Origin of the sequence: Amycolatopsis sp. NPDC047767, assembly GCF_040704195.1 — a bacterium.
GTDB lineage: Bacteria > Actinomycetota > Actinomycetes > Mycobacteriales > Pseudonocardiaceae > Amycolatopsis.
The window spans coordinates 119,322-141,599 of sequence record NZ_JBEYSJ010000011.1; the positions used below are offsets into that span (position 1 = coordinate 119,322).

Below are 22,278 nucleotides of genomic sequence, written 5' to 3' on the forward strand. Positions count from 1 at the left end.
TTATCGTCGCCGTGACGATATGGGTTCGCCGGTCTTTTCGTCAAGCTGACGATTAAGGTGTAGTGTGCGGCACATGGAGGAGTTCCCGCCCAGCGCGGTCACCGTGGACCTCGTCGTGCTCACGATCACCGGGGAGCAGCTGTGCGTGCTGCTGGTGCGGCGGGGGATCGAGCCCTTCCGCGACGCCTGGGCGCTGCCCGGCGGCTTCGTCCTCGCCGACGAGGACCTCGACACGGCCGCGCGACGCGAGCTGGCGGAGGAGACAGGCTTGGCGCCGGGCACCGTCCACATCGAACAGCTCGCGGGCTACGGCGACCCGGGCCGCGACCCGCGGCTGCGCGTGGTGACCATCGCCTACCTGGCGCTCGCGCCCGACCTGCCGGTGCCGCAGGCGGGGACCGACGCGGCCGAAGCGCGCTGGACGCCCGTCGCGACCCTGGACCCGGGGACACTCGCCTTCGACCACGCGAAGATCTTCACCGACGGCCTCGAACGCGCTCGCGCGAAACTCGAGTACACCCCGCTCGCCGCGGCCTTCTGCCCACCGGAGTTCACGGTGGCGGAGTTGCGCCGAGTGTACGAGCTGGTGTGGGACACGCACCTGGACCCGCGCAACTTCCACCGCAAGGTCACGGGCGCCGAGGGCCTCCTGGAGCCCGTCGGCACCACGACGACCCGCGACGGCGGCCGGCCCGCCCGGCTGTACCGGAGGGGGCCGGCCGAGCTGTTGTCACCGCCGATGCTGCGGACGCGGGGGTGAGGTTCAGGAGAGGCGGACGGTGGCGATTTCCCAGGGGCGCAAGGAAAGCCGCAGCTCGCCCTCGGTGACGGGGACCGAATCGCCGGGGCGGCCGAGCAGGTCCACGCGCCGCGCGGACGCGAAAGGCCCGCGCACGACGGCCGTGGCCGCCTCAGGAGATTGCGCGACCAGCCGCACCTCCAGCGCGTCTTCGCGGCGGCGCACGCTGGTGAGCACCGCGCCGTCGATGGACAGGCCGGAGTGCGAGGCCGGCGGTGCGTCGAGCGGGCCGGTGCCGAGGGTCGCGTGCAGGGGGTGGCGGTAGCGCTCGGCCGCCGAGAGCAGTGCGCCGGCGCGCCAGTCGCCCGCGTGGGGCAGGACGGCGAGCTGCACGGTGGTGATGCCGATCTGCTGCGCCAGCGGGGTCGGGATCTGGGGGCCGGCCGGTTCTTCGCGATACGGGTGGACGTTGCGGCTGAGCCGGCCGCTCGTGCGCAGCACGGTGAGGGCGAGCGCGTCGTCGAGCAGTTCGTACTCGCAGGCCTGCGTCAGCAGCAGCCCGGCGCCGCCGGCGTCGGCGAAACCGTGGGCGGGGAACGTCGGGATGGGGTACTCGCCGAAGCCACCCTCGGCGGTGCGGCCGCGTTCGACGACGGCGAACTGGCCCTCGGCGTGCGAGGCCTGCGCGGCGCGGGCGAGGGGGACGTGGAACCGCACGCGGTGGTCTCGCGAGGCGTTGTCGATCGTGAGGTCGAGGCGGACGAACGGTTCCCCCGTGCGGAGCTCGACGGCCATGGTCACCGTGCCGCGGGAAGCCGACGCAACGCGGCGATCGCCGTCCCAGTCCATCGCCGCCGGCCACGAGTAGGTCCGCTCGACGGTGACCGTCGAGCGCAGCGGACCCTCGACCCCGGGCGTCACCCGCACCGCGTCCGGCTCGGTGACCAGGGTGTCCGTGCCCGGCGGAGCGTAGTTGTAGGAGTCGCCGCGATCGCCGCCGTCGACGATGCGGCCGACTCCGTCGAGGACGGTGCCGTCAGCTGAAGCGATCCGGAGGGTGCCGTCGTCGAGCACCGAGACCGTCACCAGCCCGTTGCTCAGCGACGGGCCGGCCACGACGGGCACGGCGACCTCAACCGAGCCGGGCACCACGCGCGCGGTCGTCCACCCGAGGGCCGGGACGTCGACCAGCGCGGTGACCGTCCGCCGCTCGGCCTGGCGGATGCGGATCGTCCACGCACCCGTCGCGCCGGTCACCGCCGCCCGCACGGCTTCGACGTCGAACGGGTCCGCCCCGCCGTGCCGAGCGACGGAGAACTCCAGCAGCCGTGCCGAAGAGTCGCACCGCCAGCCCGTGATCTCACTGCCGAACAGCTCACGCCCGTGGATGCGCGGCAGGAAGAGCGGCAGGTCGGGGCCCGCAGCCGCTTCCTCGTGCAGCAACTGGCCGCTGCGCGCCTCCACCTGGGCGGGCAGGCGCGTGCCGTCGGGCAGCTCCAGTGAAACCTCGTCCCACGGCGCTTCGACGTCGAGCGTCACCAGGTCGCGGCGAGCCGCGGGCGTCGGGTTGAGCACCAGCAGCGAATCCCGCGCCACGGACCGCGCGAGCCGGCCGGTGACGCGGTCGCGCACCGCCTGCCCGAGGTGCTCCGCCTCGCTGATGCGCGCGAAGACCTGCGTCGCCGTCTCGTCGACGCCGCAGCCGGTCACGGAGTCGTGCCCCGACGCGTCGACCAGCCGCCACCACGCCAGGTCCAGGAACCGCTGCGGCCACTCGGCCGAGAACAGCGCGGCGAACGGCTCGGCGTAACGCTCCACGACGCGCTCGGCCCGGGCCATCGCCTGCTTGAGCTGCGGGCGCACCGAAAGGACACCCGGCAGGATGTTGGCCGCCGCGTGGCTACGCAGCTCACCGAGCACCACGGGCAGCGACGGGTCCGCGGCGTCGCGCTCCCCGATGTACTCGGCCAGGGTGGCGATCCGCACGTCGACCGACGCCGGGTCGAGGCCCGCGACGAGCTTCACGAGCGAGCCGACGGGCGCGGAGTGGTCGGTGCCGTACATCGCGAGCACCGGGTCGGCGCCGAACTCCGGCCGCAGCCGTCGACCGAGCTCGGCCATGCGGGAGGCGAAGAAGCCGGGGTCGGAGCATACGTAGGCCGCGTTGCCGTAGCCGTGGGCCAGATACTCCACGCGCACCGAGCTGCCGTCCGGCGCCGTCCAGCGGAACGCGTGACCGTCCACTCCGGACGGCACCCCACGCCACAGGCACGCGTGCTCGAACCCGGCGCCGGCCAGGATCTGCGGCATCTGCGCGCAGTGGCCGAACTCGTCGGGCAGGTAGCCCACGCGCATCGCGCCGCCGAGCTCGTTGGCCCGCGCCCAGCCGAGCTCCAGGTTGCGCACGATGTTCTCGCCCGAGACCAGGAACTCGTCGAGCAGGATCTGCCACGGCCCCACCGCGAGCTGCCCGGCCGCGACCAGCGCGGCCACCCGGTCGCGGTTCTCGCCCCGCACCTGAAGGTAGTCGTCGACGGCGGCCATCTGCCCGTCGAGCGTGAACCGGAACCGCGGGTCGGCCTCGGCGCGGTCGAGCACCTCGTCGAGCAGGTCGACCAGGCGCAGGCGGAACCGCTGGAACGGCTCGTACCACTCACGGTCCCAATGCGTGTGCGGGACGAGGCGGACCTCGGGCGCACCGGTCATCGGGCGGCTCCTTCGGGCGTGATCGGGGAGAACGTGAGGGTGAGGCTCGCCTTCTGGGCGTGCAGGCGGTAACGCGGCAGCACGCCGGGCCCGCAGGAGGCGGTGCCGAGCCCGTGCTGGGCCAGGTCGAGATTGAGGTGCACGAGCTCACCCGGCACCAGGTCGACGGTGTGGCGAGCGGCGTCGAGATCTTCCGAAGTCCAGCGCCGCGCGGTGAAGTCGAACACCGGCTCGCCCTCGATCCGGATCCCGGCGCCGCCCGCCGACGTGAGCCGCAGCCAGCGCGCGTCGGCGCGGTTGCCGTTCTCCTGCGGGTACACGTACGGCGTCTGCAGAGCGTCCACAGTGGAGGAGAACCGGCCGAGCCGCGCCGCCTGGCGGCTGTCGGCGTAGGCCTCACCCGGGCCGGCGCCGAACCACTCGACGCCGCCGAACGCGCCGGGCACCGCCATCCGCAGGCCGAGGCGGGGGAGTGTGCAGGGCCACTCGCCGTCGGGCTCCACCTCGACGCGCAGGCGCAGCCGGTCGTCGTCGGCGCTCCAGTGGTACTCGGCGAGCATCCCGAACGCGAGCCCGGGCGGCGCGACGCGCGTCCGCACCACCAGCGCCGACGCTCGTCCGTCCACTTCGGCCACCCGGTGCTGCAGCCGGTGCAGGCCCGCGGCTCGCCACCGCGTCGCCTCCGGGTCGTCGGAACCCCGGTCGTTGTCGGTCGGCGCGCGCCACAGGTCCAGCCGCGGCCCCTCGACGCGGTGGCCCCCGAGCGCGACCAGCCGGCCGGTCGCGGCGTCGAACGCGCCGGGCCCGAGGCGCAGCAGCCCGCGTTCGCGCAGCAGCGGTGCACCCACCACAGCGGGCCCGGGGTCGGCCGCGGGCGTGACCGGCAGCTGTCCCCACGCCACGACGTGGCGCGCGGACGCCCACGCGGTGTCGGCCGCCAGCTCCGCCCGAACGGTGAGCACGCCTTCCCCCGAGACCTCGGGCAGCCGGGGGAGCGGCACGTCGAGGCTTTGTCCGGAAGGGACCTCGGGCACGGCCAGCTCACCGGCCGCCACCTCGACGCCGTCGTCCTCGAAGCTCCAGCGGAACACCAGGTGCGCCGACCCGGCCACGTCGTAGTGGTTCGAGATCCGCACGCCCCCCGCGCTCGCGCCGATCCGCACGGGCTCGAAGACCTTCGCGAACTCGGCCAGCGCCGGCGAGGGCGTGCGGTCGGGGTGCACGAGGCCGTCGATCACGAAGTTGCCGTCGTGGATCTGCTCGCCGAAGTCGCCGCCGTAGGCGAAGTACTCGTGACCGGCGGCGTCGCGCCGGGCGAGCCCGTGGTCGAGCCACTCCCACACGAACCCGCCCTGCACGTGCGGGTACCGCTCGAACAGCTCGCGGTACTCCAGCAGCCCGCCCGGCCCGTTGCCCATCGCGTGCGCGAACTCGCACAGCAGGAACGGCAGCGACCGGCGGCGTTCGTTCGGGTCGTCACGGCGGCCGATCCGGTCGACCTCGGTGTGGTCGGCGTACATGCGGCTGTGCACGTCCACGTACTCGCACTCGAAGTCGCCTTCGTAGTGCACCGGACGCGATGGGTCGCGCTCCTGCGTCCACGCGGCCGTCGCGGCGAGGTTCCGGCCGGTGTGGGCTTCGTTGCCCAGCGACCACAGCACGATCGACGGGTGGTTCTTGTCGCGCTCGACGGTGCGGCGCATGCGGTCGAGGTACGCCTCGCCCCACTGCGGGTCGTCACTCGGGTTGCCCGCCCAGCCCAGGTCGCCGAAGCCGTGGGTCTCGAGGTCGCACTCGTCGATCACCCACAGGCCGTGGGTGTCGCACAGCTCGAGGAAGTACGGGTCGGGCGGGTAGTGGCTGGTGCGCACCGCGTTCACGTTGTGGCGCTTCATGAGCAGCACGTCGGCCAGCGCGAACTCGCGCGGCAGCGCGCGGCCGAACCGGGGGTGGTGCTCGTGCCGGTTGACGCCGCGGAACAGCACCCGCCGGCCGTTCACCTTGAGCAGGCCGTCCTCGACCACCACGGTCCGGAACCCGATCCGCACCGGCACGCGTTCGGCCGCGGTGTGCACCTCACCGTGGTAGAGCCGGGGCGATTCGGCGCTCCACGGCTCGACGGGGAGCTCCACCGCCGAGCCGGACGGCAGGTTCTCGACACCCAGCTCGGGCACGCTCAGCAGCACGCCGTCCGCCGCTGCGACCGAGAGCGTGCCGAGCCCGCTGACGTGGTCGTAACCGGCGTGGAGCCGGTAGTCCTCGACCCCGCCCACCGGGCGCGAGAGCAGCGCGACCCCGCGGAAGATGCCCGAGAGCCACCACATGTCCTGGTCCTCGAGGTAGCTGCCCGAGGACCACTGGTGCACCCGCACGGCCAGCACGTTTCCACGGGGACGCAGCAGGTGGCCGGCCGCGAACTCCGACGGCAGCCGGCTGCCGCGCGTGACGCCGAGCTCCTCGCCGTTGAGCCACACCTTCGCGCACGAGTCGACGCCGTCGAACCGCAGCAGCGCCGGCTCGTCCGGCCAGCCGGGCGGCAGGTCGAACGTGAGCCGGTGATCACCCGTCGGGTTGTCCGACGGCACCAGCGGCGGCTGCACCGGGAACGGGTAGTGCACGTTGGTGTAAGCCGGTTTCCCGTGGCCTTGCAGCTGCCAGTGGCCCGGCACCGTGATCGTGTCCCAGCCGCTGTCGTCGAAGTCGTCGCGCGCGATCCCCTCGGGCGCGGCCGCCGCGGAGGGCGACAGGTGGAACCGCCACGTCCCGGCCAGGCTCACCGACCGCGCGTCGGAGGAGAACGCGGCGCGGGGCGGCAGTGAGCCGTGGCCGGGGGCGGGGTCTTCGACGTACGACGACGACATGGGTTCCTTTCAGCCCTTGAGGGCGCCGGCCGCGATGTTGCGGATGAAGTGCCGGGCACCGAAGAGGAAGACGATGACCAGCGGCACGATCGCCACGAGCGTCCCGGCCATCACGACGCTGTAGTCCTTCACGTACACGCCCTGCAGCTGCGAAAGCGCCACCTGCAGCGTCACGTGGTTGGAGTCGATCAGCACGACCAGCGGCCACAGGTAGTCGTTCCAGGCGTTGACGAAGGTGAAGATGCCGAGGAACGCGAGCGCCGGGCGCAGCACCGGCAGCCCGACCGACAGGTACGTGCGGAAGAACCCCGCGCCGTCCATCCGGGCCGCTTCCAGCAGCTCGTCCGGGATGGCGCCGCGGGCGTACTGGCGCATCCAGAAGATGCCGAACGCGTTGGCGGCGGCCGGGATGATCAGCGCCTTGAGGTCGCCGACCCAGCCGAAGTCCGCCATCAGCGTGAACTGCGGGATCGCCGAGAGCTGGGTGGGCACCACGAACGTCGCGAGCAGGATGCCGAACAGCACGTTGCTGCCCGGGAAGTCGTACTTGGCGAAGGTGAACGCCGCCAGTGAGTCGAAGAACAGCACCAGCAAGGTGGTGACCACGGCGACGATCAGCGTGTTGAGCAGCGAGCCGAAGAAGTCGATCTTCGCGAACACCTCGCCGATGTTGGCGAACAGGTGCCCGCCGAACGTCAGCCGCGGTGGCGTCGCGTAGATGTCGGCCGTGGTGTTGGAGGCCATCACGGCGAGCCAGTAGTAGGGGAAGAGGGTGATCAGGGCGCCGGCGATCAGCGCCACCAGCGTCAGCACCCGTGCGCGCCTGGTCGTCATCGGCCGGCTCCCTTGGTCTGGACCTGGCCGCGCTCGGGCCGCATCACGAGCCGCCAGTTGAGGATCGAGAACAGGACGACGACCACGAAGATGCCCCACGCGATCGCGGCGCCGTAACCGAAGTCGTTGTCCGCGAAGGCCGTGTTGTAGAAGTAGAGGACCATCGTCATGCCCGCGCCGCCGGGGCCGCCGCGGTTGCCGAGCAGCACCTGCGACTCGGTGAAGATCTGCAGGCCGTTGATCGCCGACATCACCACCGAGAACAGCAGCACCGGCCGCAGCAACGGCAGCGTGATGCGGAAGAACGTCTGCACCGGGCCGGCGCCGTCGATGCGGGCCGCCTCGAACACGTCCGGCGGCAACGCCTGCAGGCCGGCCAGGAAGATGATCGCGTTGTAGCCGGTCCAGCGCCAGATGATCATGATCGAGATCGCGCCGCGGATGGCCCACGGGTCGCTCAGCCAGTCGACGGTGCCGATGCCGAACAGGCCCAGGAACCAGTTCAGGATCCCGAACTCGTCGGAGAAGATCGAGCCGAACACCAGCGACATGGCCACGATCGAGGTCACGTTCGGCAGGAAGTACGCGACCCGCGGCAGACCCTTGTACCGCACCGACGAGTTGAGCCCGACCGCGATGAGCAATGCGAGCGCCGTCATCGGGACCGTCGACATCACCCAGATGATCAGGGTGTTGCCGATCGAGTCCCAGAACGTGGTGTCCGACAGCAGGAACGCGAAGTTCTCCAGCCCGACGAACTTCATCGGGCCGACGCCATCCCAGCGTTGCAGCGCGAGGTAGAGCGAGTACAGCACCGGGTAGACGCCGAAGATCGCGAACAGCACGAAGAACGGCGCGACGGCCAGGTACTGCGGCAGGTAACGCCACCGCTTGCGGCGGCCGTGGGCGGCGTGGCGGATCGGGGCGCGGCGGGCGCCGGTCGTCTCGGCGGGCAGGATCGCGGTCACGAGAGCACCCCCTGGCGGCGCAGCAGGCGTTCCACCGAGGCGCGGGCGTCCTGCCACGCGGTCTCGGGGTCCTTGCCCGCACTCTCCACGTTGGTCAGTTCGTCGGTGAACGTGTCGCTGATCGTGATGTCCCACGGGCTGAAGTACACGGGTTTGACCTCCCGCGCGATCTTCGAGAACACGTCCATCGTCACCTGCCCGCCGAAGAACGGCTCCGGCGCGAGCAGCCGCGGGTCCGTGTATGCGGACGGGCTGGGCGGGAAGAGCCCGAGGTCGAGGAAGGTCTGCGGCTGGTTCTGCGGCGACTGAAGCCACTTCACGATCTCGAAGGCGGCGTGCGGATCGGGGCAGTACTTCGTGATCGCCAGGAACGAACCGCCCTGGTTGCCCGCGCCGCCGGGCGGGCGGCACACGCGCCACTTGCCCGAGGTGCCCGGCGCCGACTCCTTGAGCTCACCGGTGATCCAGGAGGCGTTGACGAAGCTGAGCTCCTTGCCGCTGTTCCAGGCCGCGTGCCGGTCGATCGACTGGCCGTTGACGCTCTGCGAACCCGCGTACCCGGCGGTCAGCCCCATCCGGAACGCCTGCACGGCCCGGTCCCACGCGCGGCGCACCTGAGACTGGTCGTCGAGGTAGTGGTTGGCGCGGTCGAAGTACTTGCGCGGCTCCTGCGCGAGCGAGTAGGTGAACACCGTCTTCGTGTCGGTGATCATGTACCGCCCGGGCAGCTTCTTCTGCACCTGCGCGCTGAAGGTGAAGTAGTCGTCCCACGTGGACACGACCGCGGCGACCTCGTCGGGCTCGCTGGGCAAGCCGGCCTGGGCGAACAGGTCGTGGCGGTAGTACAGCGCGGCCGGGCCGACATCGACGGGGAACCCGAGCTGGAACCCGGCGGGGCTGGTGCCCGCCTGCCACTTCCAGGGCAGGTACTGGTCGCGGACGCCGCCCGCGCCGAGGGTGTTCAGGTCGACGAAGTGGTCGGTGTCGGCGAAGTAGGTGGCGATGTCGTCGCCGAGCATGGTGATGTCGGGCAGGTAGGCCTCGCCGGCCAGGGCGGCGAGCAGCCGCTGTTTGAGCTCGCCGCTGACCTGCGAAGGGGTCAGCTTGTCGGCGGCGAACCGCTTCACGGCCGCGCCGAGCACGGCGTCGGACAGGCCGTTCGAGGTGTACCAGAGCGTGATCCGCCCTGGGTTCGCGGTCGTGGGACTGGTGCAGGCAACCGTCCCGAACGCCGCGGCGCCGAGTGCCGCCGCGCCGGTCAGGAACCGTCGTCGAGTCAACGTCATCGGGGACCCTCCGGAGAGCTCCGTGAACGCTCCCGTGAACGTTCACGAATTGCCCGGAAGTGTGCGCGAGGCGCCGTGGGGTGTCAAGCGGAGCGGTTCAGGCGGATTCGCGGACCAGCAGTTCGGCCCGGATCACGAGCTCGTCGGCCGACAGGGGGGTGGCGCCGGTGAGCAGGCGCGCGGCCTGGTCGATCGCGAGGGCGCCCAGCCGGCGCGTGTCGAGGGCGACGCTGGTCAGCGCCGGGTCCACGACGGTGCCGAGCTGCAGCCCGTCGAACCCGACCACGGCGAGGTCGTCCGGGACCCGGCGCCCGAGACGGCGGGCCGCGCGCAGGGCACCCATGGCGATGATGTCGTTGAAGGTGAACACGGCGGTCACGTCGGGATGCTCGGACAGCAGCGCCTCGAGGGCCGCGGCCCCGCCGTCGACCGACTGGGCGGCTCGTTCGACGACTTCGGCTTCGAGACCGTGCTCGGCGACCGCGGCGGCGAACCAGTCGCGCCGGACGCTCGGCTCGGCGCGGCCCGCGTGGTCGAGCATGCCGATGCGCCGGTGCCCGGCGCGCACGAGGTGGGTGATGGCGGCCCGCACGCCGTCCGCGCCTTCGACCCGGATCGAGCTGAAGCGGGGCGTGTGGTGCTCGCGCCCGATGAGGACCACGGGGATCCCGCGCGTGAAGCGGTCGAGCTCGTCCTCGGGCCGGCTGAAGTAGCCCACGACGGCGTCGACCTGCGAGCCGATCACCTGCAGCGTGCCGAGCTCTTCCTCGGCGCTGTCGGAGGTGTCGTACACGACCACGTGCCAGCCGCGGGCGCGCGCGGCCTCGAGCGCGGCGGCGGCGACCTCGGTGAAGAACGGGTTGAGCAGGTCGGGGATCACCAGCCCGATGGTGGTGGTGTCCTGGCGCACGAGGCCGCGGGCGAACCGGCTCGGCCGGTAGCCGAGCTCGCGGGCCGCGTCGAGCACCCGCTGTTTCGTGGTGCCGTCGATCTCGGCCTTGTCGTTGAGCGCCCGCGACACGGTCTGGCGCGACACCCCGGCGCTGCGGGCGACGTCGTGGATCGTCACCTTCCGGGACGTTTCCGACGACACCATCACGGACCTCCCGCCGCGCGGCGCGTCCGCGCCGCCGGATCCGAGTATGCCCGCACCGCACACGCCGGGCCGGGAACGGTGCCCGGCCGGGCGTGTGCGGTGCGGTCCGGCGCCGGGCTCAGGCGTTGTCGCCGACACGCGCGCCGCGCCGGCGCGACACGATCCGCCAGCCGACCGCCAGGACGATCGCGAGCACCGGGATGGAGTAGAACGCGATCTTCTCGGCGCCGTCGGAGAAGCCCATGAGCACCACCACCAGCAGGAGGAACCCGAGCGTGGCCCAGCCGGTGTAGGGCGCGCCCGGCATGCGGTAGCTCGGCCGCTCGACCTCGCCGCGCAGCGCGGCCTGGCGCATCCGCATCTGCGAGTAGATGAGCGTGGCCCACGTGGCCACCACGCCGAGCGAGGCCACCGCGATGGCGATGTCGAACGCCTCCTGCGGCACGATGTAGTTCAGCACCACGCCGAGCACGTAGACGATCGACGTGAAGAGGATGCCGCCGTAGGGCACGTGCCGGCTGTTCATGCGGCCCACGAACTTCGGCGCCTCGCCGTGGTCGGCCAGCGCCCGCAGGATGCGGCCGGTCGAATAGAGACCCGAGTTGCACGACGAGAGCGCGGCGGTGAGCACCACGGCGTTCATCACGTCGCCGATGCCGCCGATGCCCAGGCGCGAGAAGACGGTGACGAACGGGCTTTCGGCGCCGCTGTAGAACGACCACGGCATCAGCATCGCCAGCAGCAGCACCGAACCGACGTAGAACACACCGATCCGCCAGACGACGCCGTTGATGGCCTTGGGCAGCACCTTGCGCGCGTCCTTGGTCTCGCCGGCCGCGATGCCGACGACCTCGATCGCGGAGTAGGCGAAGATCACGGCCTGCAGGGTCATGAGCGCGATGCCGATGCCCGCGGGGAAGAAGCCGCCGTGGTCGGTGAGGTTGTGCACGCCGGCCGGCGTACCGCCGATGTTCGCGCCCGCGAACACGAGCCCGATCGCCGTGATCAGGAAGACCACGATCGCGAGCACCTTCACCACGGAGAACCAGAACTCCAGCTCCCCGAACAGCTTCACGCTCACCAGGTTCACGCCGAGCAGCACACCGAGCGCCACGAGCGCGGTGATCCACTGCGGCACGTCGGGCAGCCACTTGTGCACGTAGATCGCGACGGCGGTGATCTCGGCGATGCCGGTCATCGCCCAGTTCACCCAGTACATCCAGCCGGAGACGAACCCGGCCCACGGCCCGATGAACTTGCGGGCGTAGGTGACGAAACTGCCGGAACTCGGTTCGTGCAGCACGAGTTCGCCGAGAGCCCGCATGACGAAATACGCGGCGATGCCGCAGATGGCGTAGGAGAGCACCAGCGACGGGCCGACCTGCTGGAGCTTGCCGCCGGCCCCGAGGAAGAGGCCGACACCGATCGCGCCGCCGATCGCGATCATCTGCACCTGGCGGTTGCCCAGTGCTTTCGTGTAGCTGTCGCCGTCTTTGGCGGCCACTGTGGAATCCATGGTTGCGTGACGCTAGCGGTCGGGGTGCGCGTGACCAAGCACACCAAGGAAGACTTAAGGTGTGCGACACCTCACTCGGGGGAAATCCGCAGAAAACGCTCCCTCGATTTGACAACCGCGCCATTCCTCCGGCGACTTGATCAAGGCTTGATTCACGAGGTCCGGCGATTCCGCTGACCGGGATTTCGGAATATCTCTCGGGTTCGCGGGGAAACTTCAGGAACACTTCGGTGGCCGGGAGGGTAGTGCGGCGGGCGCGCCCGCGCGACGGCCGTTACCTTCGCGACATGACCACCGAACTGCCCGCCTCCCAGCTCTCCGTGTCCATCGTGGACGAGATCGAGCAGCTGAAGGGGACCTACCCGGGTTACCGCCGGGCCCACGCCCGGGGCGTCTGCTACGACGCCACTTTCGTCCCGTCCGGTGTCGCCGCCGACCTCACCACGGCCGCGCACCTGCAGGGCGAGCCCGTGCGCGCGACCGTGCGGTTCTCCCACACCGACACCAACCCGCACCTGCCCGACGCCGGCACGGCCGTGCGCGGGCTCGCGGTGAAGTTCCACCTCCCGGACGGGAGCAACACCGACATCGTCGGCGTGAACCTCGACCGGTTCATCGCCGCGACGCCCGAGGACTTCCTCGCGCTGCTCAAGTCGGCCGAGCCCGACCCGGCCACGGGTGCGCCCGACCTCGGCAAGGTGCAGGCCCACGTGGGTGCGCACCCGAGCGCGGGCCCGGGCCTGTTCACCGCGTCGCAGCTGCCGACGCCGGTCAGCTACGGCACCACCACCTACTGGGCCATCCACGCGTTCTTCTGGCGCGCCGCCGACGGCTCCCTGCGCCCGGTGCGCTACCGCTGGGTGCCCGAGGCCGGCGACCACGTGCTCGCCGCCGGCGAGGGCGGCGACTGGTCGGCCGAGCACCTCACCGGCGAGCTCGGCGAGCGGCTGGCGCGCGGCCCCGTCGAGTTCACGCTGAAGGTGCAGCTCGGTGAGCCGGGCGACCCGACGAACGACGCCACGCTGGTCTGGCCCGGGGAACGCACGGAGATCACGGCCGGGCGCCTGGCGATCACCGCCGAGGTGACCGACCAGAAGCACTGGAACTCCCAGGTCTTCGACCCCACGCTGCTCACCGCGGGCATCGAGCTGTCCGACGACCCGATCCTGGCCGCCCGCAGCGCGATCTACGCGGTCTCCTACGACCGGCGCAGCCACGACCGCTGAGCCGGCACGAGGTCAGAGCAGCGTGCTCATCGTGGTGGCCGCCTTCAGCCCGGAGCCGGTGAGGATGACGGCGGTGGTCTCCCCGGGCGCGAGCACGCCCCCGGCGCGGAAGACGTCGACGGCGGCCGCCGCGGTGGCGCTGGTCGGCTCGGCGTAGAGGCCGATCCGGGGGAGCTCCCGCGCGGCGCGGGCGATCTCGTCCTCGGCGATCGCCACCGTCGTCCCGCCCGAGCGGCGGATCGCGGCGAGCACCTCGGGCAGGCGGACGGGCTCGCGGATGGCGGTGCCCTCGGCGATCGTCGGCGCGAACTCCGTCGGCACGGCGTGCTCGGCCCCGGCGCGGAAGGCCGCGTCGATGGGCGCGCAGTTGGCGGGCTGCGCGACGAGCAGGCGCGGCCGTTTCGCGATCGCGCCGGACGCGAGCAGCTCGCCGAACCCGAGGTCGAGGCCGAGGACGATGCTGCCCGCGCCGGCCACGGTCACGACCGTGTCCGGCGCGGTGAAGCCGAAGTCCTCCCACAGCTCGTAGGCCAGGGTTTTGGTGCCCTGCAGGAAAAACGGGTGCCAGTTGTGGCTCGCGTACGTGGTTTCGCCGGAGCGGCGCAGGGCTTCGGCGGCGGTGTCGTCGCGCGTGCCCGGCACGAGGTCCACCGTCGCGCCGTACGCGCGGCTCTGCAGGATCTTCGCGGGCGAGGTCGACTCCGGCGCGAGGATCGTGGCCGCGATGCCCGCGGCGGCCGCGTAGGCCGACACCGACGAGCCGCCGTTGCCGGAGCTGTCTTCGAGGACCTCGCGCACGCCGGCCTGGGCGAGCGCCGAGAGCATCACGCTGCTGCCGCGGTCCTTGAAGCTCCCCGTGGGGCTGAACCACTCGAGCTTGAACCGCGTGTCGTGCCCGCGCCACGGCCGCTCGACCAGCGGCGTGCAGCCCTCGCCGAGCGAGATCGGCCGCAGGTCGCCCGGCAGCGCGGCGCGGTAGCGCCACAGCGACCGCTCGGCGGTGTCCACCTGCTCGCGCGTGATGCCCGGCAGCGCCTCCACGGTGAGCGGCGCGCCGTCGTCGCCGCACCAGCGCAGCGCGTCGAGCGGGTAGCGGCGGCCGGAGCGTTCGTCCACGTAGTCCACGAGGGACACTCTGGCGACGCCCACCCGTCCGGTCAATGTGACGCGTCCCGGGTGGCCCCGTCACCGGAACGAGTGGCTATCCACAGTGGACACCTCGCCCTACGGTGGACCCGCGGGAACGACCGCCGAGCGGGTGACGAGGAGGGCGCATGACGGCCACCGCCGAGGTGACGCAGGAGGAGCCGGCCGCGCTGGGGGCCGGGTTGTCGCGGCGGAAGATCAACGCGGTGTTCGGCGCGGTGCTGCTCGGCATGCTGCTCGCGGCCCTGGACCAGACGATCGTGGGCACGGCGTTGCCCACCATCGTCGGTGACCTCGGCGGGGCGGGGCACCTGTCGTGGGTCGTCACCGCGTACCTGCTGGCCGAGACGATCATGACCGTGGTCGTCGGCAAGCTCGGCGACCTGTTCGGGCGCAAGCTGATGTTCCAGCTGTCCGTCGTGATCTTCGGCGTCGGGTCGTTCTTCTGCGGGTTCGCCGACAGCATGGTGTGGCTCATCGTGTGGCGGGCCGTGCAGGGGCTGGGCGGCGGTGGCCTCATGGTGACCTCGACGGCGCTCATCGCCGACGTCGTGCCGCTGCGCGAGCGCGGCAAGTACCAGGGCGCGCTCGGCTCGGTGTTCGGCGTGGTGACCGTGGCCGGGCCGATGCTGGGCGGCTTCTTCGTGGACCACCTGTCGTGGCGCTGGGCGTTCTACGTGAACATCCCGCTGGTCGTCGTGGTGCTCGTGGTGGCCGCGTCCGCGATGCCCAACGCCCGGGCTGTCCTCAAGCCCGTGATCGACTACCTCGGCATCCTGCTCATCGGCCTCGCCGCCACCGGGCTGACGCTCGTCACGAGCTGGGGTGGCACCACGTACGCGTGGGGCTCGCCGACCATCATCGCGATGGCGATCGGCTCGGTCGTGCTGCTCGGGCTCTTCGTGCTGGTGGAGCTGCGGGCCGAGGAACCGATGCTGCCGATGCGGCTGTTCCGGAACCCGGTGTTCACCGTGGCCGGGATCATGAGCTTCGTCGTCGGCTTCGCGATGCTCGGCGCGCTGTCCTACCTGCCCACCTACATGCAGTACGTGCAAGGTGTCTCGGCGACGTCGTCCGGCGTACGCCTGTTGCCGATGGTGCTGGCGCTGCTGCTCGCGTCGATCCTGTCCGGCAACCTCGTGAGCCGCACGGGCCGGTACAGGGTCTTCCCGCTCGTCGGCTCCGCGTTGATGACGGCGGGGCTCTACCTGCTCTCCCGCCTCGGCCCGGACACCGGCTTCTGGGAGTCGGCGCTGTACATGGCGGTGCTGGGCCTCGGGATCGGCCTCGGCATGCAGGTCCTCACCATCGCGGTGCAGAACACCGTGGACTACCGCGACCTCGGCGTCGCGACGTCGGGCGTCACCTTCCTGCGGTCCATCGGCAGCTCGTTCGGCGCGGCGATCTTCGGCACGGTCTACGCCAACCAGCTCGGCCCGAACCTGGCCGGCGCGCTCGCGGCGCACCCCCTGCCCCCGGGCGTGGATCCCCGCGCGACGCAGGTGCCGCAGGCGTTGCACCAGCTGCCGCCGGCGGTGTCACAGCCCGTGATCGCCGCGTACAGCGATTCACTGCATGTGGTGTTCTTGTCAGCCGCTCCGGTGGGTCTCGTCGCGCTGGCGCTGGCGTTCTTCCTCAAGGAGGTGCCGCTGCGCGACACGTCCCGGGCGGCCGCGCCCGACCTCGGCGACGGGTTCGCGATGCCCGAGGCGCGCGACCACGACCGCGAGCTGGAACGGGCGATCGCCACGCTGTTCTTCCGCGAGCGGCGCAAGGTCGCACCCGCTATCGCCGCCCGTTCGGGCTCCGAGCTCGACCACGGCGGCCTGTGGTGCCTCGTGCAGGTCCACCTGCGGGAACGCCGGGGCGAACCGGCGACGCTCACGGCGATCGGGCAGCACTACGGCGTGCCCCCGCAGGTGCTGGAACCCGCTTTCGCGCGGCTGGAACTCACCGGCTACCTCAGGTTCTCCGGCGGGAGCTGGGCGCTCACCGGGGCCGGGCGCGAGGAGTTCGGCAAGCTCGTGCACGCCTGGCGCGACTGGCTGGCCGAGCGGCTCGCCGACTGGGGCACCGGCGACCGGGCCGAGCTCGACGCCGCGATCGGCCGGGTCGCGGCCCGCGTGCTCGACCAGAGCGCCGACGCCGAGCGCACGGGCCGCCACGCACTGGTCTGAAAAACCCGGGCGTTACGGGCGGGGCGTTAACATCGCCGGAACGAACACCCCCTATTGTTCCCGGACCATGTCGGTGGATGAGTCAGTGGTCACGATCCCGGAAGACGCGGACAGCCGTGTCGAGCCCCGGTCCAGCCGTGCCGTACGGTCACGCTCCGTGCGCTTCCGTTGGCTGCCGTGGGCCGCGGCCCTGCTGGGCCTGTTGTCGTTCCTCCTCGTGCGCGGGAGCCTGACCGACGACGGGTACATCACGCTCGCCTACGCGAAGAACCTCGCGCTCCACGGCGAGTGGGCGCTGGTGCCGGGCACCACGGCGAACTCGGCGACCTCGCCGCTCGACGTGCTGCTGCTCGGGCTGCTCACGCTTGTCACACGCATCAGCGGCGCGGCCCACCCGGTGCTCGCGCTCGGCGCGCTCACCGTGGTGTCGTCGGCCGCCATCGGCTGGGCGTGGCAGCGCCTGGCGCGCTCGTTCGGGCTGGCGACGTGGGTCGGGCTGCTCGGTGTGGTGATCGTGGTCGTGAACCCGTTCCTGCTCTCGGCCACGGGCCTCGAGGTCCTGCTCGTGCCGGCGATCCTGCTGTGGCTCACGGTGTTCGCCGTCGAGGGCCGGCCGGTCCTGTTCGGGGTGTTCGCGGCGCTGACGGTGCTCACGCGCCTCGACCTGGTCGTGTTCGTCCTCATCATCACGTTCGGCACGCGGGCGATCCGGCAGCACTTCTGGCGCGCGTTCGGCACCGCCGTGCTCGTCGCCGCGCCGTGGTTCCTGTTCAGCTGGTTCGCACTCGGCTCGTTCATCCCCGACACGCTGGTCATCAAGCAGGACCAGGAAGGCCTCTTCGGCGCCTGGGGCTACTTCAGCGGCCCGGTGATGTACTTCCTGTACCAGCCGGTGACGGTGATCTTCACGTTCGCCGCGGCGGTCGCGGGTACCGCGGTGCTGCTCGCGTGGTTCGGCCTGCGCTTCGCGCGCCGCTGGGACGACTTCCCGGCTCTCGCGCCCGTCGTCGGGCTCGGCCTGGGCGGCGTCGTCTACTACATCGTGTACTCGACGCTGGGCGTCGGGCCGTACCACTGGTACTACGTGACGCCGACGGCCACGATCGGCTCGTTCGCCGTCCTGATGACCGGCATCTGGCTGGCCGAGTCGGGCCGGCGGCCGGGCCTGCGCAAGGCCGCGCCGCTCACGGCGCTGGGCCTGGCCTGGGTGACGGCGCTCGGCATGGTCTCGATCGACCTCGCGCAGGGCGTGCCGTGGCCGTCGCCGGTCATCTTCGGCAACTGGGCGAGCTCGACCGACTACGCCCGCGTGGGCCGGGAGCTCGGGCAGCGGCTCAACGGCGCTTCGGTGGCGGGGCCGGGGGAGATCGGCACGCTCGCGTACTACTGCGACTGCCAGATCCTCGACGTGTTCTCCGACCGCAGTCAGGTCGCGTCGATCGTGCGCAAGCGCATCGCGGAGGACGGGGCCGTCTCGCGGCTCGGCCTGCGCATCAACTACCACTGGTTCGACCGCAACCAGCAGCCGCGCCAGGTAGACTACCGGCTTCTCTACGGCAAGGGCCCGGCCTCGGGACCCGACTCGTGGACGGTGTATTCGGCCGCCAAGGGCATCGGGCACTTCACGCTGGTGCCCGCGCGCTGAGACCCTGCCCGACCCCTCCCGACGAGGAGTCCCCGTGGCACAGACCAGCACCACCGCTCCCGGCGACGTCGAGGACGCCGGACCGGCACCGCGCCGCCACGGCGTGCTCGCGCTCGTGGTCGCCGTGCTCTCGGCCGGCGCGTTCGCGCTGTTCCGTGACCACCTGATCGACGACACCTTCATCACGCTGTCCTACGCCCGCAACCTCGCGTTCCACGGGCACTGGGGCCTGATCGAGCTGGGCACGTCGAACACGGCGACGTCACCGTTGAGCGTGCTCGTGCTCGCCGGGCTGACGCTGGTGGTGCGCGACGCCGTGCTGGCGGCGGCGATCCTGTACGTGCTGTGCCAGGTCGTCATCGCCGTCGGCCTGGCCCGCCTGGGCGACCGGGCGGGCCTGCCGCGGTGGTTCTCGCCGCTGGCCGTCGCGCTGCTCACCGTGAACCCGCTGCTGATCTCGTCGATCGGGCTCGAGGTCGAGTTCGGCGTGGCGGCGGTGGTGGCCCTGCTGGTGTTCTCGGCGGAGCGGCGGCCGGTGCTCGTCGGGGTGGCCACCGGCGTGCTCGTGCTCATCCGGGTGGACCTGGTGCTGATCGCGCTCGTGGTGGTCCTGCTGCGGGCGCGGTTCTGGGCCGGACTCGGCAAGTCGGTGCTGGCGGCGGTCGTGGTCGCGCTGCCGTGGTTCGTGTTCAGCTGGTTCGTGCTCGGTTCCGCGGTGCCGGACACGCTGATCATCAAAACGCTGCAGAAGTCGTGGGGCGCCTACGGGTTCTCGAACGGCCCGGTGCTGTACGAGGGCGTTTTCCCTTGGGCCACCTGGCTTTCGTTCCTCCCGGCGGCACTGGGCGCGGTGGCTTTCCTCGGCTGGCTCCTCACGCTGGTGCGCCGCGGCCCCGCGGCGCGGACGCTGCTGCCGTTCGTGGCGCTCGTACCCGCGGGGGCCGTGCACTACCTGGCGTACTCGCGGCTGCACGTGCCGCCTTATCACTGGTACTACGGGCCGAGCATCGCCGTGACCACGCTGTTCTTCGCCGCGGCGGTCGCCGCCGTGGCCGGGCGCGCGCCCGCGGTGGCCCGCTGGACGGCCGGGGCGCCCGCAATGTTGGCGGCGGTCGGGCTCGTGGTCGTCAGCGCGGTGTTCTACGCGTGGGGCGGTCTGCCGCGGCCGTTCGCGCCGATCATGTCCAACCACACCACCACCGCCCAGTACGAGCGGATCGGGCCGGAGCTCGGCCGGCTCGTCGGCACGGGCACCGTGCGCAGCGGCGGCGAGATCGGCGTGCTCGCCTACAGCTGCGGCTGCTCGATCGTGGACCTGTTCGACGACCGGGGCGCGGTCGGCCCGGCCATCGCGCAACGGGAGGCGACGATGGGCTCGCTGGGCCGCAAGCTCGTCGACCTCAACTTCCACTACTTCGACTACGGCGCGGTGGCCGTGAAGCCCGAATACGCGCTGGTGCCGACCCAGGTCGGCGCGGCCGCACCGGCGAACGCGCTGGCGCAGTGGCGGATCGCGTCGCCGTGGGCCGGCGAGCAGGTGCTCTACCTCGTGCGCGGCGACGGGACCTGACGTGGGCCGGGCCGTGGCCGCCGCGCGTCTCCCGGCCGAGCCGGGGGAGCCCGCGAGACGCGGCCGTGGCCGGGCCTTGCTGTGGCCGGCCACGGTGGCCCTGGTCTCCGCCGTGGTGTTCCTCGGCGTCAGGGGAAGCCTGATCGACGACTCGTTCATCACGCTCTCCTACGCCCGCAACCTCGCCGAACACTTCCATTGGGGACTGGTCGAGGCCGAGACGGCGAACTCGGCGACCTCGCCGCTGAACGTCCTGCTGCTCGCTCTCGGCGGCACGCTCACGCGGGTCGCGGGCGGCCAGGTGCACCCGGTGGCCGGCGCGGGACTCGTGTTCGTGGCGGCGATGACGGCCGTGGGCTGGGGGCTCGCGCGCATCACCCGGGCGCTGCGGCTGCCGTTTTTCACGGCCGTGGCGGGGACGGCGGCGATCCTGGTCAACCCGTTCGTGCTGTCGGCGACCGGGCTGGAGGTGCACCTCATCTCGGCGGCGCTGGTGCTGCTCACGGCGTACGCGGTGGAGGGCCGGGCGATCGGGTTCGGCGTGGTGGCCGGGCTCGCGGTGCTGGTGCGGCTGGATCTGGTGGTCTTCGTGGTGCTGTTCGCGCTGGGGGCCGGGGCGCTGCGGCGCCGGCTGCTGCCGGTGGCGGGCGTGGCGCTCGCGGTGTGCCTGCCGTGGTTCGTCTTCAGCTGGTTCGCGCTCGGCTCGGCGATCCCGGACACCTTCCTGATCAAGACGACCCAGGGCGCGTTCGGCGAATACACCTACGGCAACGGGCCGGAGTACTACCTCGACCCGAAGCGCTGGAAGGCGACGCTGGTGGCGTTCGCCCCGGCCGTCGCCGGTCTGGTGGTCCTGCTCGGCTGGCTGGGGTGGCTGGTGGTGCGCCGGGACCAGGCCGCGCGGTTCGGGCCGGTCGGCGTGCTGGGTCTGGGCGGGCTGGCGTACTACGGCGCGTACTCGCTGCTGGGCGTGCCGCCCTACCAGTGGTACTACGTGGCGCCGATCGTCGCGCTCACCGTCGTGTTCGTGGTCGGCGCCGGATGGCTGGCCCGCGGTGGCGCGTTCCGGGTGGGCGTGGCGAGCCTGGCGTTCGCACTGGCGGTGCTGCCGGCCGCGTACCTCGACGTGCACCGCGGAGTGCCCTGGACAGCGCCGCCGATCTTCGGCAACTGGGCCACGGCGGCCGACTACGCCCAGGTCGGCCGGGAGATCGGCGCGCGGGTCGGCGGCGCGACGGTGGCGGCCCCGCCGGAGATCGGCACTCTCGCGTACTTCTGCGAGTGCACGATGGTCGACACGTTCTCCGACCAGGGCCGCGTCGTCCCGCTGGTCGCGCAGCGCATCGCGGCCGCGGGACCGGTTCCGGGCTTACTGCTGCGGCTCGACTACCACTGGCTCGACCGCGCGCGACGGCCCCGGCCCGTGGACTACCGCCTCGACTGGAGCTGGACGCCGATCTCCGGGCCGGACACCTGGCACCTGCGGTCACCGGCGACAGGCGACGGCTGGGTGCGGCTCGTGCGGATCTGATCGCGCCCGCGCCGCGCAACGGTTACCGTCACGGCATGGCGAAAGACTCGGCGGTGGAGGTCGCGGTCGGGGACCGCATGGTGCGCATCTCCAACCCGGACCGGGTGTACTTCCCGGCCCGCGGCGAGACGAAGCTGGACCTGGTGAACTACTACCTCTCGGTGGGCGAGGGCATCGTCCGCGCCCTGCGGGAGCGCCCGTGCATGCTGCACCGGTTCCCCTCGGGCGTCGCGGGGGAGAAGGTGCACCAGAAGCGCGTGCCGAACGGAGCGCCGCCGTGGCTGGAGACCGTGCGCGTGCACTTCCCCCGCTACGGGCGCTACGCCGACGAGCTGTGCGTGACCGAGGCGGCGCACGTGGCGTGGGCGGTGCAGATGTCCACTGTGGAGTTCCACCCGTGGAACTCGCGGCGCGCGGACACGGAAAAGCCGGACGAGTGGCGCATCGACCTCGACCCGATGCCCGACTGTCCCTTCGACACGGTCCGCCGCGTCGCGCACGTCGCCCACGAGGTGCTGGACGAGCTCGGCGCCGTCGGCTGGCCGAAGACCTCGGGCGGCAGCGGGCTGCACGTCTACGTCCGCATCGAGCCTCGCTGGGGCTTCGCCGACGTGCGCCGCGCGGCGCTGGCCTTCGCGCGCGAGGTGGAGCGGCGCGCGCCCGACGAGGTGACGACCACGTGGTGGCGCAAGGACCGGGACCCGAAGAAGCTGTTCGTGGACTACAACCAGAACGCGCGTGACCACACGATCGCCAGTGCGTACTCCGTGCGCGGAGTGCCGGAGGGCACCGTGTCGACGCCGATCCGCTGGGACGAGGTCAACGACGTCGAGCCGCGCGAGTGCACCATCGCCACGGTGCCCGCGCGCTTCGCCGAGCTCGGCGACCTGCACGCGGGCATCGACGACGCCGTGTTCTCCCTGGAGCCGCTGCTGGAGTGGGCCGACCGCGACGGGCTGGAAGCTGAGGACTCCTGA

At 71.8% G+C, this 22,278-nt stretch carries 15 protein-coding genes; 7 read left to right on the forward strand and 8 right to left on the reverse strand.

Annotated features, from left to right (window positions below; genetic code table 11):
- The first annotated feature begins 73 nt into the window (after positions 1–73).
- Positions 74–760, forward strand: a complete 687-nt coding sequence (locus AB0878_RS21580; RefSeq protein ID WP_366582030.1) for an NUDIX domain-containing protein — start codon at positions 74–76, stop codon at positions 758–760.
- 3 nt (positions 761–763) lie between these two features.
- Here AB0878_RS21580 and AB0878_RS21585 read toward each other — a convergent pair whose 3' ends face one another.
- The 7 genes from AB0878_RS21585 to AB0878_RS21615 all read right to left on the reverse strand — a co-directional run bounded on the left by AB0878_RS21585 (position 764) and on the right by AB0878_RS21615 (position 12,006).
- Positions 764–3,445 (reverse strand): glycoside hydrolase family 38 C-terminal domain-containing protein, encoded by a 2,682-nt coding sequence (locus AB0878_RS21585; RefSeq protein WP_366582031.1) that lies wholly within the window; start codon positions 3,443–3,445, stop codon positions 764–766.
- Positions 3,442–6,306 carry a glycoside hydrolase family 2 TIM barrel-domain containing protein gene (locus AB0878_RS21590; protein WP_366582032.1) on the reverse strand — a complete coding sequence of 955 codons (2,865 nt, stop codon included), beginning with the start codon at positions 6,304–6,306 and terminating at the stop codon, positions 3,442–3,444. Before AB0878_RS21590 ends, AB0878_RS21585 begins: the two co-directional genes overlap by 4 nt.
- 9 nt (positions 6,307–6,315) lie before the next feature.
- Complete coding sequence (locus AB0878_RS21595) at positions 6,316–7,140, reverse strand: carbohydrate ABC transporter permease (protein WP_366582033.1); 825 nt, start codon at positions 7,138–7,140, stop codon at positions 6,316–6,318.
- The gene (locus AB0878_RS21600) at positions 7,137–8,108 is read right to left on the reverse strand and encodes a sugar ABC transporter permease (protein WP_366582034.1); all 972 of its coding nucleotides are present in this window, start codon (positions 8,106–8,108) and stop codon (positions 7,137–7,139) included. The genes AB0878_RS21595 and AB0878_RS21600 overlap by 4 nt, the downstream gene beginning before the upstream one ends.
- Positions 8,105–9,394, reverse strand: a complete 1,290-nt coding sequence (locus AB0878_RS21605) for an extracellular solute-binding protein (RefSeq protein ID WP_366582035.1) — start codon at positions 9,392–9,394, stop codon at positions 8,105–8,107. The genes AB0878_RS21600 and AB0878_RS21605 overlap by 4 nt, the downstream gene beginning before the upstream one ends.
- Positions 9,395–9,491: 97 nt before the next feature.
- Positions 9,492–10,463 (reverse strand): LacI family DNA-binding transcriptional regulator, encoded by a 972-nt coding sequence (locus AB0878_RS21610; protein ID WP_366582036.1) that lies wholly within the window; start codon positions 10,461–10,463, stop codon positions 9,492–9,494.
- A 145-nt stretch (positions 10,464–10,608) separates the two neighbouring features.
- Entirely contained in the window at positions 10,609–12,006 is a 1,398-nt protein-coding gene (locus tag AB0878_RS21615; protein ID WP_366582037.1) for an amino acid permease, read from the reverse strand.
- Between the two features lie 287 nt (positions 12,007–12,293).
- Here AB0878_RS21615 and AB0878_RS21620 point away from each other — a divergent pair, with 287 nt between their 5' ends.
- The gene (locus AB0878_RS21620; RefSeq protein ID WP_366582038.1) at positions 12,294–13,232 is read left to right on the forward strand and encodes a catalase family peroxidase; all 939 of its coding nucleotides are present in this window, start codon (positions 12,294–12,296) and stop codon (positions 13,230–13,232) included.
- Between the two features lie 12 nt (positions 13,233–13,244).
- On the opposite strand, the gene AB0878_RS21625 is transcribed toward AB0878_RS21620, so the two are convergent.
- Positions 13,245–14,357 (reverse strand): pyridoxal-phosphate dependent enzyme, encoded by a 1,113-nt coding sequence (locus tag AB0878_RS21625; protein WP_366582039.1) that lies wholly within the window; start codon positions 14,355–14,357, stop codon positions 13,245–13,247.
- A gap of 149 nt (positions 14,358–14,506) precedes the next feature.
- On the opposite strand from AB0878_RS21625, the gene AB0878_RS21630 reads away from it, so the two are divergent.
- From AB0878_RS21630 to ligD, 5 genes are all read left to right on the forward strand, one after another.
- Complete coding sequence (locus AB0878_RS21630) at positions 14,507–16,555, forward strand: MDR family MFS transporter (protein WP_366582040.1); 2,049 nt, start codon at positions 14,507–14,509, stop codon at positions 16,553–16,555.
- Between the two features lie 157 nt (positions 16,556–16,712).
- Positions 16,713–18,200: a hypothetical protein gene (locus AB0878_RS21635; RefSeq protein WP_366582041.1), complete on the forward strand. Its 1,488-nt coding sequence runs from the start codon at positions 16,713–16,715 to the stop codon at positions 18,198–18,200.
- 34 nt (positions 18,201–18,234) lie between these two features.
- The gene (locus tag AB0878_RS21640; RefSeq protein ID WP_366582042.1) at positions 18,235–19,770 is read left to right on the forward strand and encodes a hypothetical protein; all 1,536 of its coding nucleotides are present in this window, start codon (positions 18,235–18,237) and stop codon (positions 19,768–19,770) included.
- Between the two features lies 1 nt (position 19,771).
- Entirely contained in the window at positions 19,772–21,301 is a 1,530-nt protein-coding gene (locus tag AB0878_RS21645) for a hypothetical protein (RefSeq protein WP_366582043.1), read from the forward strand.
- A gap of 35 nt (positions 21,302–21,336) precedes the next feature.
- Positions 21,337–22,278, forward strand: a complete 942-nt coding sequence (gene ligD, locus AB0878_RS21650) for a non-homologous end-joining DNA ligase (protein ID WP_366582044.1) — start codon at positions 21,337–21,339, stop codon at positions 22,276–22,278.

Excerpts from the sequence above, each read along its gene's own strand:
- AB0878_RS21590 (WP_366582032.1), bottom strand. The coding sequence starts at position 6,306 with ATGTCGTCGTCGTACGTCGAAGACCCCGCCCCCGGCCACGGCTCACTG.
- AB0878_RS21595 (WP_366582033.1), bottom strand. The coding sequence starts at position 7,140 with ATGACGACCAGGCGCGCACGGGTGCTGACGCTGGTGGCGCTGATCGCC.
- AB0878_RS21630 (WP_366582040.1), top strand. The coding sequence starts at position 14,507 with ATGACGGCCACCGCCGAGGTGACGCAGGAGGAGCCGGCCGCGCTGGGG.
- AB0878_RS21585 (WP_366582031.1), bottom strand. The coding sequence starts at position 3,445 with ATGACCGGTGCGCCCGAGGTCCGCCTCGTCCCGCACACGCATTGGGAC.
- AB0878_RS21615 (WP_366582037.1), bottom strand. The coding sequence starts at position 12,006 with ATGGATTCCACAGTGGCCGCCAAAGACGGCGACAGCTACACGAAAGCA.
- AB0878_RS21580 (WP_366582030.1), top strand. The coding sequence starts at position 74 with ATGGAGGAGTTCCCGCCCAGCGCGGTCACCGTGGACCTCGTCGTGCTC.
- ligD (WP_366582044.1), top strand. The coding sequence starts at position 21,337 with ATGGCGAAAGACTCGGCGGTGGAGGTCGCGGTCGGGGACCGCATGGTG.
- AB0878_RS21605 (WP_366582035.1), bottom strand. The coding sequence starts at position 9,394 with ATGACGTTGACTCGACGACGGTTCCTGACCGGCGCGGCGGCACTCGGC.
- AB0878_RS21620 (WP_366582038.1), top strand. The coding sequence starts at position 12,294 with ATGACCACCGAACTGCCCGCCTCCCAGCTCTCCGTGTCCATCGTGGAC.